At 56.8% G+C, this 14,632-nt stretch carries 13 protein-coding genes; 8 read left to right on the top strand and 5 right to left on the bottom strand.

Features of this window, described 5'->3' with window-relative positions; genetic code table 11:
* Positions 1 to 153 precede the first annotated feature (153 nt).
* Positions 154 to 501 carry a DUF2834 domain-containing protein gene (locus LNA76_RS12920; protein ID WP_230019217.1) on the top strand — a complete coding sequence of 116 codons (348 nt, stop codon included), beginning with the start codon at positions 154 to 156 and terminating at the stop codon, positions 499 to 501.
* A gap of 14 nt (positions 502 to 515) precedes the next feature.
* On the opposite strand, the gene LNA76_RS12915 is transcribed toward LNA76_RS12920, so the two are convergent.
* From LNA76_RS12915 to LNA76_RS12900, 4 genes are all read right to left on the bottom strand, one after another.
* A complete protein-coding gene (locus LNA76_RS12915; RefSeq protein ID WP_230019216.1) occupies positions 516 to 857 on the bottom strand; it encodes a hypothetical protein in 342 nt (113 codons plus the stop codon).
* A 59-nt stretch (positions 858 to 916) separates the two neighbouring features.
* Positions 917 to 2,335, bottom strand: a complete 1,419-nt coding sequence (iaaH, locus tag LNA76_RS12910) for an indoleacetamide hydrolase (RefSeq protein WP_230019215.1) — start codon at positions 2,333 to 2,335, stop codon at positions 917 to 919.
* 123 nt (positions 2,336 to 2,458) lie between these two features.
* Positions 2,459 to 3,607: a GGDEF domain-containing protein gene (locus tag LNA76_RS12905; RefSeq protein WP_230019214.1), complete on the bottom strand. Its 1,149-nt coding sequence runs from the start codon at positions 3,605 to 3,607 to the stop codon at positions 2,459 to 2,461.
* Between the two features lie 838 nt (positions 3,608 to 4,445).
* Positions 4,446 to 5,147 carry a pirin family protein gene (locus tag LNA76_RS12900; protein ID WP_094197581.1) on the bottom strand — a complete coding sequence of 234 codons (702 nt, stop codon included), beginning with the start codon at positions 5,145 to 5,147 and terminating at the stop codon, positions 4,446 to 4,448.
* Between the two features lie 97 nt (positions 5,148 to 5,244).
* Between LNA76_RS12900 and LNA76_RS12895 the strand changes: the two genes are divergently transcribed.
* The 4 genes from LNA76_RS12895 to LNA76_RS12880 all read left to right on the top strand — a co-directional run bounded on the left by LNA76_RS12895 (position 5,245) and on the right by LNA76_RS12880 (position 9,119).
* Positions 5,245 to 6,162, top strand: coding sequence for a LysR family transcriptional regulator (locus tag LNA76_RS12895; RefSeq protein ID WP_094197580.1), 918 nt, complete (start codon positions 5,245 to 5,247; stop codon positions 6,160 to 6,162).
* A 61-nt stretch (positions 6,163 to 6,223) separates the two neighbouring features.
* Positions 6,224 to 6,691 carry a nuclear transport factor 2 family protein gene (locus LNA76_RS12890; protein ID WP_121739498.1) on the top strand — a complete coding sequence of 156 codons (468 nt, stop codon included), beginning with the start codon at positions 6,224 to 6,226 and terminating at the stop codon, positions 6,689 to 6,691.
* Between the two features lie 248 nt (positions 6,692 to 6,939).
* Entirely contained in the window at positions 6,940 to 7,932 is a 993-nt protein-coding gene (locus LNA76_RS12885; RefSeq protein ID WP_094197578.1) for a phosphate acetyltransferase, read from the top strand.
* The gene (locus LNA76_RS12880) at positions 7,932 to 9,119 is read left to right on the top strand and encodes an acetate/propionate family kinase (protein WP_230019213.1); all 1,188 of its coding nucleotides are present in this window, start codon (positions 7,932 to 7,934) and stop codon (positions 9,117 to 9,119) included. The genes LNA76_RS12885 and LNA76_RS12880 overlap by 1 nt, the downstream gene beginning before the upstream one ends.
* A gap of 29 nt (positions 9,120 to 9,148) precedes the next feature.
* On the opposite strand, the gene LNA76_RS12875 is transcribed toward LNA76_RS12880, so the two are convergent.
* Positions 9,149 to 10,054 carry a LysR family transcriptional regulator gene (locus tag LNA76_RS12875; protein WP_108728639.1) on the bottom strand — a complete coding sequence of 302 codons (906 nt, stop codon included), beginning with the start codon at positions 10,052 to 10,054 and terminating at the stop codon, positions 9,149 to 9,151.
* A gap of 244 nt (positions 10,055 to 10,298) precedes the next feature.
* On the opposite strand from LNA76_RS12875, the gene hglS reads away from it, so the two are divergent.
* Genes hglS through amaB form a run of 3 tightly spaced genes read left to right on the top strand, consistent with a single transcriptional unit; the run spans position 10,299 to position 14,546 of the window.
* The gene (hglS, locus tag LNA76_RS12870) at positions 10,299 to 11,687 is read left to right on the top strand and encodes a 2-oxoadipate dioxygenase/decarboxylase HglS (protein ID WP_230019212.1); all 1,389 of its coding nucleotides are present in this window, start codon (positions 10,299 to 10,301) and stop codon (positions 11,685 to 11,687) included.
* Positions 11,684 to 12,988, top strand: a complete 1,305-nt coding sequence (locus LNA76_RS12865) for an NAD(P)/FAD-dependent oxidoreductase (RefSeq protein WP_230019211.1) — start codon at positions 11,684 to 11,686, stop codon at positions 12,986 to 12,988. The genes hglS and LNA76_RS12865 overlap by 4 nt, the downstream gene beginning before the upstream one ends.
* A gap of 28 nt (positions 12,989 to 13,016) precedes the next feature.
* Entirely contained in the window at positions 13,017 to 14,546 is a 1,530-nt protein-coding gene (gene amaB / locus LNA76_RS12860; protein ID WP_108728641.1) for an L-piperidine-6-carboxylate dehydrogenase, read from the top strand.
* The last annotated feature ends 86 nt before the right edge of the window (positions 14,547 to 14,632 follow it).

Raw genomic sequence — 14,632 nt, 5'->3', positions numbered from 1 at the left:
ATCAGTTCACAATACTCCAAGCTAAGCTATGAGCCGTATAGAGCGCTCAATGTCCCATGGCGTTCGACCACCGCCCGTACAACTCCAAGTTGCGGTATATATGCAGAATAGTTCGTATAGGAGAATGCACGATCCAGTGCCTCCCACTATATCTTGGACAAAGCAGAAAACATCTTGCGGAACATTTACCTTCTTCTTGCCGCCCTCGGCGCGGCATTGCCTCTGTCGCAGTTTGTTCCGTGGCTCTCCGCCTATGGGCTGAACCTGCCGCTCTTGCTACAGCAAGCCACCTCCAGCTCTATCTCCGCCTTTGCCTGGGCAGATGTTTTAGTTTCGGGTATTGCAGTTGCCGTGTTTATCCTTGTTGAGGGGAACCGGATTGCCATGCAGCGTTTGTGGCTACCCCTTTTGTGTCTAGCGGTAGGCCCATCATTGGCCTTGCCGTTTTTCCTGTTTCTGCGGGAAGGCCATCTGGCCGCAACCGGGACGGTCCGGGCCTGACATCACTATTGAGATCATTGCGCTGGTTTGCTTGATGCTGTTCTTTTAGGGCGCAGCGAATGCTCAGCTATCGTGGTGCTCTGCAAACCACTACCTAATTCCCCGTACTCAAGGCAATCAGCTTGCTCATCGTATTGACGTTGCGTGTAGTTGCAACGACCTTGAGCTTTTTCTCGATACCGGCTTGCGCACACGATATAGGCGATGTCATCAATGACGCGGACCTGATTTAGCGGCAGTACGGACCATGCTGCCGACCAGGCGCATGACATCTTCGTGAGGAGCTTTATCAAAAAACAGGCCGACTCTTCAAGGGGGGCGGCCTGTTTTTTGTCGGGCTGAGGGCATTTGGCCATGGCCTGTTATTCAGCCTGGTGCTGTAGCCTGTGGATTGCTTAATCCGCCTTTACATCGTTTATGCCCGTTTGCTCAAATCCGGCGCAGGTGTCGCTGGCAGCAAAGGATCAATCGCCCGGCAAAGAGCCAGCAACTGATCATCGGCACCGATGCCCGCTTCAATCAACATCCCCACGGGCAAACCGCCCGACAGGCCGATAGGCAGGGAGATGCCTGGTGCGCCCAGGTTTGAGCCCACATCGGTGCGCGAGATATAGGTGTTGAACGTAGGCACCGCCTTGCCGTTCATCATGGTGGTTTCATCATCGCCAATCGGGCAGGCGGTCAGCGGGCTGGCTGGGAAGATCAAGCCACTCACATTGGACTGGCGCAGCAGGTCTGCATAAGCTTGTTGCATCAGCGGGCGGTCTACATGCAGCGCCTCTTCGTAAGCTTCCTGGCTGATGGTGTAGTCGCCGGTAATGGCATCGAAAATCTCTTTCACATCGGGGCTATGGATGCCGGCAATTAGCTCGTCCAGACCGATGCCGTACTTGTTCTCGGCCAGATACAAAGGCAGATGCTGCAAGGTCTCGTACAGCACAATCGGCATGCCAACGCGAGCATTGATCTTCAGAACCGGGGACAGATCGACATCGACCAGCGTGACACCGGCTTTTTGCAAATCATCCAGAAAGGCCAGGGTGACGTCGGCTACACCGGCATCCATCTCTTTCCAGAAGCTGTCACGGGGCACACCCAGGCGCAGTTCCTTCAAGGAGGGAGTGGTCAGGATGGAAGGGGTTTTCTGGCAGAGCAGGCTATCGAGCAAACTGATGTCAGCCAGACTGCGGGCCATGGGGCCTGCCGTATCGCGGGTAGGGGACAAAGGCACAATGCCCTGGCCCGAATAACGGCCCACCGTAGGACGGAAACCGTACAGACCACAAAGCGCGGCAGGCAGGCGTACCGATGCGCCTGTATCCGTGCCCAAACCAGCCGGGAATTGACGGGCTGCCACCACCGTTGCGGTGCCGCCGGAAGAACCACCGGGAATACGGTTCGGGTCATACGGGTTGCGGCTGGGGCCGGTGGTGGCGTTATTGGTCGTAATGCCAAAAGCCAGCTCGTGCATCACGGACTTGGCGGGCAGCACAGCACCGGCTTTACGCAATTGTGCGACGACATCCGCATCTTTCAGCGGCACGCGGCCTTGCAGCGCACCGGTGCTGGATGTGGTGGGCATGTCCGTGGTGTTCAGATTGTCTTTCAGTACCAAAGGCACACCATCCAGCGCCAAGGCTTGGCCACGGGCGCGGCGTGCGTCGGACTGATCTGCCTGCTGGTAAAACAGTTCTGAGTTCAAATGCGCCAGGCCGCCCAAGTGGGCCATTTCTTGTGACTGTTTGAGCAACTCATCGGCAATCTCGCGGGCGCTGAACAGGCTGTTTTCCAGACCTGCCAGCAGTTCACTGGCACTACGTTCGGTAAGGGACATGGGGTCTCCTGGGAAAGCGTGAACGCTTCCGGTTTTTACTGTAATAGTTCGATCAATCAGCCTCTAATAGGGCTGTCTTGAAAAAGAGAGACAGTAAGGGTATCAGCAAGCCGCAGGGATCGCTCAGGAAGCCTTCCAAATGACCTTGTTGCGGCCAGCATGCTTGGCCTCATACAAAAGCCGGTCTGCTTGTTCAATAGCCTGATTGATGTCGCCATTGCTGTTTAGTTGCACTACCCCGAAACTGGCCGTCAGTGTGTGCGCCGTGGCGGGGATATGCAGATTCATCGCACTGCTGCGCAAACGTTCGGCAACCAGTACGGCGGTGTGCAAACTGGTACTGCGTATCAGCAAGACAAATTCCTCTCCCCCGAAGCGGGCTGCCAAATCATCCTGTCGCACTGTACGGGCCAGTAAAGCTCCGAACTCCTTCAAGGCCCGGTCGCCTGCCGCATGGCCCCAGGTGTCATTGACGATCTTGAAGTGGTCCAGATCGCAGATGATGACCGCCCAGCCGGTATGCCCATATCGCTCCAGCCGTTTTTTAACCTGCTCGAAAAACGCGCGGCGGTTCAATAAACGGGTCAAAGGATCTTGGCTGCGCTCATGGTCTAGTGTCTGCACAATCGACATTGCTGTGCTGGTCAAGATGGCCAGTGCGATCCAAATGCTGATGAACATATTGGCAGCCAGCATCAAGAGCCAAAAACCGGATTGGGTCAGATCGGGCTGGATTTCACGCGGGATCAGCGTGGTCAGCGCCAACGCACGAAAAAAAGCGTAGAGCAGTGTCGTCAGATAAGAAGCCCGCAACAGCGCTGCCAAAGGAATAGGACGCGTGCGGCTAGACAATAGGATCGACTTGGCGGGCAGGGCGATCAGCAGGGCCAGGCTCCAGCCCAGTATCTGCAAACGTAGCCAGAGATCATCATCGATCTGGGAGAAATAAAAAAGCCCCCCCAGCGTGATAAACATGATCGTGCCAGCCAACCTGGGGGGAGAGCGCCCACCAAAACGCACAGCAACCCCATGCGCCAAGGCCCAGACACCAAACAGATACATCGTCGACAAGGGGACTGTCCAGCGTGCTAAATGCTCATTGGGCATAAGGCTGTGGATCCCCAACGGAATAGCCGTAGAGATATACCCCGAGGCAATCCAGAGAAGATAACGATGATCACGTAGACGACTCCAGCAGTAAATCATGGCCACGCCCAGTAATGCTGCACAGGCAGGGACGATCAGAACGAAATACTGGTTGGGAGAGGACACGGTGTGTTCTCGTTTGTTAAGAAGAGTTGAGTATCGGCGTTACAACAATTGTAACGATATTGTTGCAGTACAGAAGCTTATCGATTGAGAACAAACAGTTTAATCAGAGAAAAGAAGATGTTTTGATCTGCTTTGTGAGCCGGTTTCCGTTAAGGGAAAGCGCCGCAGAATAAGAAGAGAGAGAAAAACAAAGGATTGTTTACCTTACCTAAAGAAAAAATCAGGAATACTTTCCGAATTAAGTCCAAAAACAGACAGCCGAGCTAGTCCACTCCCCGCGACATTTTTCATGACAAGAAACCGGGCCACAAAAACTACCACTGAATCCATCACTAACTAGCCCGAAACGTGGCATTACAGTTACGTTTCACCCCTCCGTTGCTTACGATGCGAGCCGCTTGGAGCCCTGTCAGGGTGTCGGGGCGATTCAGAGTACTTGCCGCGGTCGGTTCTGAAATCCGGGATGCAAGCCCTGTGTTGTTTGAGCGGGGCGTTTGTGGTTCGTCCGGGGGACGAGCCACCCCGCGAGTTCACAGGGCGCCCGGATTTCAGAACTGACAAGGGCACCGGCGCGCAGCACCGGCAAGTGCTCAGCCCGGACACCCTGACAGGGCTCCAAGCGGCGTCTTTTTGACAAGATCCGAGTACCGAATAAGGCATCCGACCGACTTTCTAAGCGTCTCTTTGTTTGTTCAATCATTGAGCCGACACATGGCATCTAAAAACAAACATCTTCTCTTACCTGCGTTTAGTTCTTGAAAAACAGAACAGCAGAACAAAAAAGAAGAAGGGGAGAGCCCAAATCGCTCTCCCCATCCTTAAAACGCTTCATCAGCAATTACTGCGCCGTCTCAACCAGCACCAGTTCAGCATCCTCCAGCGCCTGAATTTCCAGCGTCGTCTCATTGCGAATCGCCGCCCCGTCACGGGCATTTAACTCCAGACCATTCACCGAAACCCGCCCAGTGGCAGGCACCAGATAAGCCAGATGTTCGGCAGGCAAAGACAAAGTCGTGCTTTGGCCTTTCTTCAAGGTCGCTCCCAGCACACGAGCCTGGGCGCGAATCGGCAATGCCTCCGCGTCCCCCTCAAAGCCACTGGCCAAGGCTACAAATTGCCCCGAACGCTCATCCTTGGGAAAAGGCTTGGCACCCCAGGCAGGTGGTAAACCACGACGCTCTGGCTGAATCCAGATCTGGAAAATTCGTGTCGTGCCCGTTTCCAGGTTGTACTCCGCATGGCGAATGCCCGTGCCGGCACTCATCACCTGCACATCCCCCGCTTCGGTACGACCCTTATTGCCCAAACTGTCCTGATGGCTGATGGCCCCTTCACGCACATACGTAATGATCTCCATATCGGCATGATCGTGAGGCGGAAACCCGGTGTTGGATGCAATCGTGTCGTCATTCCAGACACGCAGGGCGCCCCAGCTCATGCGAGCGGGATCGTAGTAATTCGCGAAAGAGAAATGGTGTTTGGCGTCCAGCCAACCGTGGTTGGCGCCGCCCAGTTCATTAAAAGGCCGATGTTCAATCATGGCGCGCTCCTTAATATTGGATACTAAAAAGAATTCTAGGCGCCTTGCTGATTGAATAAAATAGAATCAATAGCATAGAATTCATTCCAAAATTGATATGAAAACACTTCCGGACCTCCAGGCATGGGCCATCTTCGCCACCGTGGCGGAAACCGGCTCTTTTGCCCAGGCCGCTGAAGTCCTGGGCCTGTCCCAGCCCACCGTCTCCAAGGCAATCACACGGCTGGAAAAACAACTGCAGGTTTCCCTGTTCCATCGAACCTCTCGACGCCTGTCCTTGACAGAAACCGGGCAAGCCAGCTTGCAGCAGGCCCAAACCGTTCTGGCTGCTGGACAAAGCGCCGAAGCCTTGGCGCGTGATCAAAAAGAAAGCTTGCAAGGCCGTATCAAGATCGCCGCTCCTATGTCCTTTGGATTGGAGCATCTGGCTCCCTTGCTGCCGGTTTTCATGCAACAGCACCCGGCTGTCCTGCTGGACCTGCACTTTAATGATGCCCAGGTGAACATTGTTGAACAGGGTTTCGACCTGGCCCTGCGCATCTCGGCCATGGATGATTCCAGTCTCCTGGTGCGTCGTCTGTGCAATCTGCGCTTGCGCCTGGTCGCCGCCCCCCGTTACTTGGCCAAATACGGTAGACCCACTCACCCCAGCGACCTGGCCCAGCATATGAGCCTGCGCTACGCCTACGAGCGACGCGGCAGTGTCTGGCGCTTTCAGCAGGGGGAGGAGTACTACTCCCAAACCGTGCCCTGTGCCTTGCAAGTCAACAACGCCCAAGCCTTGATCCCGCCCTTGCTGCAGGGCTTGGGGCTAAGCGTGCTGCCGCAATTTCTGTTGGGCGATATGCTCGAGCAAGGCCAATTGGAAGTCGTATTGCCGCAATGGGATCTGCCCAGTCTGACCTTGCATCTGCTGACGCCTCCGGGCCGGTCTCGTCCGGCGCGTGTGCAAGCTTTTATTGATTTTCTGATCGCCGGGTTTGCGCAAGCACCCTGGGCCGATTCCGGCCAGTAAGAAACAACCTGCATTTTGCCGCTAGACTGTCTGGTCCACTCTTGTTTTCTAGGAGATCAGTATGGATAAACGTCCTCCCTTGCCACCTTTCGATCTGGAGAGTGCTCGCCAGAAAGTGCGTGCTGCCGAGGATGCCTGGAACAGCCGTGACCCAGTCAAGGTTTCGCAGGCTTATACCGTGGATACGCGCTGGCGCAATCGCAGCGAATTTCCGCAGGGACGCGATCAGGTCCACTCTTTTTTAGAACGAAAATGGCAAAAAGAGCGTGAATACCGCTTGATTAAAGAGCTTTGGGCCTGGCATGAAAATAGAATTGCCGTGCGCTTTGCCTATGAATGGCAAGATGAATATGGGCAATGGTGGCGCAGTTATGGAAATGAAAACTGGGAGTTTGATGAAAATGGCTATATGGCGGTACGCCATGCCAGTATTAATGACCTGGATATTACCGAGTCCGAGCGCAAATTCCATTGGCCCTTGGGCCGACGCCCCGACGAGCATCCCAGCCTGAGTGAATTAGGCCTGTAATTCCCAGCCCGGATACTAGCGGATCTGGGCTATTGTGATGAATAAACAGCCATCAACATAAAAAGTCCGGTTTGTATTGTGCAAAACCGGATTTTTTTAAATCTTTAATCTTGATGCCTCATTCATGGCGTATCTAAAAGAATGATGGACAAAATGTTGAAGTTTCCCTGTTCGCAATCAAAGACATGCGGGCAGATAAATGGTTTAGTGTTGGGTTAGCTTCATTCATCTCCAAGGAGTCATCTATCATGAATCACCCTGCTGGCTTGGATACGGCCCTTGCGGCTGCTGATCGCACTGGGCCTTCCAGTCATTATTCCCGATTGATCGAGCAAGCGCGCAAAGAGCCCAGTCGGATTTGTGTGGTGGCTCATCCTTGCGACGATGTGTCCCTGGGGGCCGCTTTGCAGGCACGGGCCCAAGGTCTGTTCGAGATTGTGCTGGTTGGCCCACAAGCCCGTTTGCATTCCGTGGCGGCAGAGCATGGTTTCAGCCTGGAAGGGGTGACCTTGATCGATACTCCTCATAGCCATGCTTCGGCAGAACGGGCCGTAGAAGAAGTACTGGCCGGACGTGCGCAGTTGCTGATGAAAGGTAGCCTGCATACGGACGAGCTGATTGAGGCCGTGCTCTGCACCCAGGGCAAAGGCTTGCGCACGGGGCGCCGCCTCAGTCATGTGTTCATCATGGATGTGCCCAGCTACCCCGTCCCTTTGTTTGTGACGGATGGCGCTATCAATATCTTTCCTGACCTGAGCGCCAAGGCAGACATCGTGCAAAACGCGATTGATCTGCACCACGGCCTGGGCCTGGGTAAACCGCTGGTCGCTATTTTGTCTGCGGTCGAGCAAGTCACAGAAAAAATTCCGACCACGCTGGAAGCCGCTGCCTTGTGCAAGATGGCTGATCGCGGCCAGATTACGGGCGGTGTGCTGGATGGCCCCCTGGCGCTGGATAATGCCATTAGCCCCGAAGCGGCGCGTATCAAAGGGATTGTGTCGCCGGTGGCGGGCAAGGCGCAGATTCTGGTGGCCCCTGATCTGGAAGCGGGCAATATGCTGGCTAAAAACCTGACCTTCCTGTCCGGCGCGCAGGCCGCCGGTATTGTGATGGGCGCACGCGTGCCCATCATTCTGACCAGCCGTGCCGATAGTGCCCAGACCCGCATGGCCTCTTGCGCTGTTGCCAGCATTTACGCCGGTTATCTGGAGCGTAAAGTTGCTCTGGAGGCCAAGCACTAATGAGCGAGCAGATTCTGGTCATTAATGCAGGCAGCTCCAGCCTGAAGTTTCATATGTACAAGGTTCAGCCGGGCGACCAACTGGATTTTGAATTTGGGGGGCAGGTTTCGGGCATTGGCAGTAAGCAGCCTGCTTTCAAGGTCAAGGATGCTCAAGGTCAATCCATGATCAAGCAGGACCTGGATGGTGAACAGGCCAAAGACTTGCACACCGCTCAGGCTTTGGTGGCGCGCTGGTTGCTGGAGCATGTCGATGGCCGACCTATTGCGGTGGGCCATCGCATCGTGCATGGGGGCGCTCGCTATGACAGCAGTGTGCCTTTGACGCCGCAGGTGCTGGAATATCTGGACAGCCTGTCGCCTCTGGCGCCACTACATCAGCAGAACAATCTGGCCCCAGTTCGCGTGATTTTTGAACACTATCCAGAGATTTTCCAGGTAGCGTGTCTGGACACGGCCTTCCACCAAGGGCATGTCCCGTATTTGCAGCATTTTGCCTTGCCGGAGCGTTTCTTTGAGCAGGGGGTGCGTCGCTACGGTTTTCACGGTTTGTCCTACCAGTATATTTCCCAGCACTTGCGCCGGGAATTCCCCGAGTTGGCCGACGGACGTGTCGTCGTTGCTCACTTGGGTTCCGGGGCCTCGGCTTGCGCTTTGAAAGAAGGTCGTAGCGTTCACACCACCATGGGCTTTACGGCGCTGGATGGCTTGCCGATGGGCACGCGTCCAGGTCGTCTGGATGCCGGTGTGGTGCTGTGGATGTTGGAGCAGGGCATGGAGCATGACGAGATCCAGTCCGTGCTCTATACCCAGTCCGGTCTGAAAGGCTTGTCCGGCGATCAAGCCGATATGCGCGCTTTGGAAGCCTCGCACGATCCTCGTGCCAAGCTGGCGGTGGACTACTTTTGCTACCACACGGCTGACAATCTGGCGGGCTTGTGTGTGGCCTTGAAGGGGCTGGATACCTTGGTGTTTACAGCCGGGATTGGCGAGCACAGCCCATCTATTCGTGCGGGTATTGCCAAGCACCTGGAGTGGATGGGTGTGCGGATTGATCCGACGCGTAACCAGTCAGGACAAACCGTCATTTCGACAGACGACAGTCCGGTCAAGGTCCTGGTCATTCCAACCAACGAAGAGCGGGTCATAGCCGAGCAGTCTCTCGCCTTGGTGCGGAAACGGTCATAGCACCACCGTAGCGGTTTGACGCCCCGGCCTCAGTCCGGGGCGCGTTCATGCGCGATTTCCGCTTGTAGCCATTGCCGAAATGCGATCAATGGTGGGTAGTCGCCGCGTCCCGCCGGACAGGCCAGGTAGTAAGCCTCCGTGTTCAGGCAGGGTGAGTCCAGAGCCAGGACCAAGTCTCCGCGACTGAGCTCCTGTTTGAACAGAAATGTGGGCAGTAAGGCAATCCCAAGGTTGGAGATAGCCGCTTGTGTAATCAGCGCAAACTGATCAAGCAGCATGCCGTGAATATGCACGTTCTCCACGCCGTTGGCGTTGAACCAACGCTCCCAGGCATCGGGCCTTGAGACCAGATGCAGCAAAGGTGCCTTGAGCAAGTCAGCGGCCGTCTGGAACTGATAGTGCTCGCGAAGGGCGGAACTGCAGGCCGGCACCACGGTTTCTGACATTAGAAAATCCAGATTCGCCCCCGGCCAGTCGGGCAGGCCGTAATGGATGGCGGCATCCACATTTTCCATATGAAAGTCAAACGGTTGCAGGCGCGTCAGCAGGTTGATGGTGATGCCGGGGTAGGCAGCCACAAATTCTGGCAGTCGGGGGGCAAGCCAACGAGTCCCGAACGTGGGCAAGATGGCCAGGTTCAGCGTTCCGCCATGCGGATTGGCCTTGAACCCCAGGGTGGCGTTGGCAATGCGTCGAAGAGCATCGCTGAGTTCTTGGGCGTATGTGCTACCCGCCTGAGTCAGACGAACCGTCTGGCGCTCTCTGACGAAAAGATCCGCGCCCAATATTCCTTCCAGCAGTCTGATCTGTCTACTGACGGCGCTTTGGGTCAGGTTCAGCTCGCTCGCTGCTGCCGTGAAACTGCCTAGCCGTGCGGCGGCTTCAAAGGCAATCAGGACGTGCATGGGAGGAAGAAAACGTTTGGGAATGGACATGCTCGTTTGCTAAGGGAAAACGTTTAGTCATTCTAGTTAGGAATGACTTGAGTTGGAATCATCGTTTGACCCCTCTTGCCTGTGCTCACAGAATGAGGTGCAAGATAGTTAAGTATTTCAGGCTTATAAGATGACGGACTTCCGCTGACTGTGGTGTGAAGGAGTGCATGCGGGTACACGGAAGTGATTCACTAATGGACTGACCTTGCCTTGTCGCCAGGTCATGCAATTTGCTGGCGGTTCTATGGACACCTCTGTTTTTGTTTCTAAGGACGAAATCCGTTCCCGTTTCTCAGGCGCCATGTCGGCCATGTATCAGCAGGAGGTGCCGCAGTACGGGGCCTTGTTGAGCCTGGTGCACGAGATCAACGCCAGTGTGCTCAAGCATGATCCAGCACTGCACAGCGCCTTGCGACAGCAGTCGGAGTTGACCCGTCTGGATGTGGAGCGCCACGGCGCCATTCGGGTCGGTACCGCGGCGGAGCTCAAAGGGATTGCCACGATCTTTGCCGTCATGGGTATGTATCCCGTTGGCTATTACGATCTGTCGGTGGCGGGCGTACCCGTTCACTCCACCGCGTTTCGCCCTGTGGACGACCACGCATTACAAACCAACCCCTTCCGGGTGTTTACCTCTTTGCTCAGACTGGAGCTGATAGAGGATGCGAACCTGCGGGCGCAGGCGGCTGCAATCTTGTCGCAACGGTCTATTTTTCCGTCCGGCTTGCTGGAGTTGGCGGAACAGGCGCAGGTGGCCGGTGGCTTGACCGAACCGCAGGCCAAGGAATTTGTGGCCGCCGCCACCGCCGTATTTCGTTGGCATCGCCAAGCGACTGTCGATCAGGACACGTATCGCAAATTGCATGCGGCACATCGTCTGGTGGCCGATATTGTGTGTTTCAAGGGCCCCCATATCAATCACCTGACTCCCCGAACCCTGGATATTGATGCGGTACAAGAGGCCATGCCCCAACGGGGTATTCCCGCCAAAGAGCTGATCGAAGGCCCACCGCGCAGGCGCCATCCCATTCTGTTGCGCCAAACCAGTTTCAAAGCTTTGGAAGAGGAGATCGAGTTTGTCGGTCAGGCTGGGGTGGGGTCTCATACCGCGCGTTTTGGTGAGATAGAGCAACGCGGCGTGGCCTTGACCCAGGCGGGCCGGGCACTTTACGACTCCTTGTTGGCGCAAACCAGAGCTGCCGGGCAGCAAGCCGCTACTACGCAGACGTATGCTGAACGTCTCCAGCACGTGTTTGCCCAGTTCCCAGATGACAGCGATGAAATGTACGAGCGTGGGCTGGCTTTTTTTCGGTTTGAGCCACGGGACCCTGCTATCTGGCAGCAGGAACTGGCTGCCGGCCGGCCCTGGAACTTGCCTGATTTGATCAAGCGTGGCGTGGTTGCATTGCGCCCCATTACTTACGAGGATTTCTTGCCGGTTAGCGCGGCGGGGATTTTTCAGTCCAATCTGGGCGATGCGGAACAAAAAAACTACGTGTCGCAGGCGGCCCGATCTGAGTTTGAACGTGATCTGGGTAGCCCCGTGCTGGACGAAATTGAACTTTACCGCGCTGCTCAGACGCGTTCCGAGCACGCCTTGCATCAGCGCTTTCTGGCGGAGTCGGGCGCATGAAAGCGGACCAGCGCAGTCACGGACTCTGGCAGGCCTCAGCGCCACCCGCTCCGGTCTGCGAGCGTTTGCAAGGCCCTGTCCAAGCGGATGTCGCGGTTATTGGCGCCGGATTCACCGGTTTGTCCGCGGCCTTGCATCTGGCTCAGGCCGGAGTGCGGGTGGTGGTTCTGGAAGGGGCGCAGATCGGGTTTGGAGGGTCGGGACGCAATGTGGGTCTGGTCAATGCTGGCCTGTGGCTTGAGCCAGAGGCACTGCTCAAGACATTGGGTGCGCATTACGGGGGGCGCCTGTTGCATTTGTTAAGTGGGGCACCGGCTGCCGTGTATGAATTGGTGGCCCAACACCGGATGGATTGTCAGGCCGTGCAGACCGGCACTTTGCACTGTGCGGTAGGCGCGGGCGGTCTGCGTAATATCCGGAAGCGTTGGCGCCAATGGCAAGACCTTGGGGCGCCGGTCGAGTTGCTCAATCAAACACAAGTGGCTGCGGCTACCGGAACGACCGCTTATGCGGGCGCTTTGCTGGACCGGCGCGCGGGCACGCTCCAGCCTTTAGCCTATGTTCGAGGTCTGGCCCGGGCCGCGATCACGGCGGGGGCCCGCATTTATGAGCAAAGTGCCGTCAGGCGGGTTGAGGACGGCCGCACGCACTGGGTGTTGCAGACGCAGGACGGTGAAGTGTTGGCGCCCTGGGTCATTGTGGCGACCAATGCCTATACCAGTGAGGTCTGGTCAGATCTGCCCGCAGAGCTGGTGCGGCTGCCGTATTTCAACGTGGCTACGCAACCGCTGGATGCCACACTGCGCGCCCAGATTCTGCCGGGAGGGCAGGGCGCATGGGATACGCGTTCAGTTTTATCCTCGTACCGTTTCGATCAAGCGGGTCGACTGGTGTTTGGCAGTGTGGGGGCATTGCGTGAACGTGGACGGGCGATACATACGGCGTGGGCGCAACGCGCATTGCAGCATTTGTTTCCGGCCCTGCGGCATGTGCAGTTTGAGTATGAATGGTATGGCTGGATAGGGATGACCTCCGATGCCGTGCCCCGCCTGCACCAACTGGGGCGACAGGTCCTGTCCTTTAGTGGTTACAACGGGCGAGGCATTGCCCCTGGGACGGTCTTTGGGCGCGAGCTGGCGCATTTGATTCTGGGTCGGATCAAGGTGGAGGACCTACCTTTACCTGTGTCCCCACTCAAACCAGTCCCATGCAAGCCGGTGAAAGAGGCGGTTTATGAATATGGCGCGCAGTTGGCGCATCTTGTCGGTGCCCGCAGTGTCCAGGGGCAGCGTCGGTCTTGAGGACAGACTTTTTTTATGAGGTACAAGCATGACTCACACAGCCATAACTCACACAAGCGAACTGGCGCATTCCACCCTGGCCCAATTGGGTGTGACGGCTGCGCTCGATGTTCCAGGGGGAATGTCGGTGCGCTCGCCTATTGACGGGGACATTCTGGCCCATCTGCGGCCTCACAGCAGCCAGGAGCTTAGCAAGGCGATTGCCCGTGCCCATGATGCCTGGCAGGTGTGGCGTACCGTGCCTGCACCGGCACGAGGTGAGCTGGTTCGATTGCTGGGCCAGGAACTGCGGGCCGAGAAGCAGGCTTTGGGCCAGTTGATTTCCCTGGAAGCTGGAAAGATCACGAGTGAAGGCTTGGGCGAAGTCCAGGAAATGATTGATATCTGCGACTTTGCGGTGGGGCTGTCCCGACAGCTCTATGGTTTGACCATTGCTTCTGAACGGCCCGGCCATCGCATGCTGGAAACCTGGCATCCCTTGGGAGTGGTTGGGGTGATCACCGCCTTCAATTTTCCCATGGCGGTGTGGGCCTGGAATACCGCCCTGGCCTTGGTGTGTGGTGATGCCGTGATTTGGAAGCCCTCCGAAAAAACACCCTTGTCCGCCTTGGCGTGCCAGGCGGTCTTTGAGCGGGCAATGGCGCGTTATGAGGCCGGGCCGGCGCACTTGAGCCAGGTGCTGATTGGCGGGCGCGAAGCCGGAGAGATACTGGTCGATGACCCCCGGGTTGCGCTGGTGTCGGCCACCGGCAGCACGCGGATGGGCCGGGAAGTGGGGCCTCGTGTGGCGCGTCGTTTCGGGCGTGTTTTGCTGGAGCTGGGAGGCAATAACGCCGTTATTGTCACGCCTAATGCGGATTTGGATCTGGCGGTCCGGGGGATTGTCTTCGCGGCAGTCGGGACGGCGGGGCAGCGTTGTACCAGCACGCGACGCTTGATTGTGCATCGCAGTATCAGTGAACAACTGGTGGAGCGGCTCAAGCAGGTGTATGGCAAGCTCAGGATTGGTAATCCTTTGCAGGAAGGAACGTTGCTGGGGCCTTTAGTTGATCAGGCCGCCTTTGACGCGATGCAAACTGCACTGGATGCGGCGCGTGCTCAAGGGGGGCGGGTGACCGGTGGAGAGCGGGTACTGGAGGATGAGTTTGCATCGGCTTATTACGTCAGGCCAGCCATCGTGGAAATGGACAGGCAAACCGATACGGTACGGCAGGAAACCTTTGCGCCTATTTTGTATGTGCTGCGCTACGAGGAACTGTCCGAGGCGCTGGCGTTGCAAAACGATGTTCCACAAGGCTTGTCGTCCGCCATTTTCAGTAATGACTTGCGTGAAACCGAGGCGTTTTTGTCGGCCAGTGGTTCCGATTGCGGTATTGCCAACGTCAATATTGGCACGTCCGGGGCGGAGATCGGCGGTGCCTTTGGTGGGGACAAGGAAACCGGCGGGGGCCGCGAGTCCGGTTCCGATGCCTGGCGTGCCTATATGCGCCGGGCGACCAACACCATCAACTACTCCCGGGAGTTGCCTTTGGCGCAGGGGGTGAAGTTCGATCTCTGACGCTGCTTGAGTGTTCAGACGGAGGGCCCGAGCCACTACTGGGCAGGGCCTGGCTGTTGGGTGACGGGCGCCTATAGCAAGCGAAG

This window comes from Alcaligenes sp. MMA, from assembly GCF_020907215.1.
GTDB classification, from domain to species: domain Bacteria; phylum Pseudomonadota; class Gammaproteobacteria; order Burkholderiales; family Burkholderiaceae_B; genus Alcaligenes; species Alcaligenes aquatilis.
Note: the sequence above shows the minus strand (reverse complement) of the source record. Positions and strands in the feature narration are given on the sequence as shown.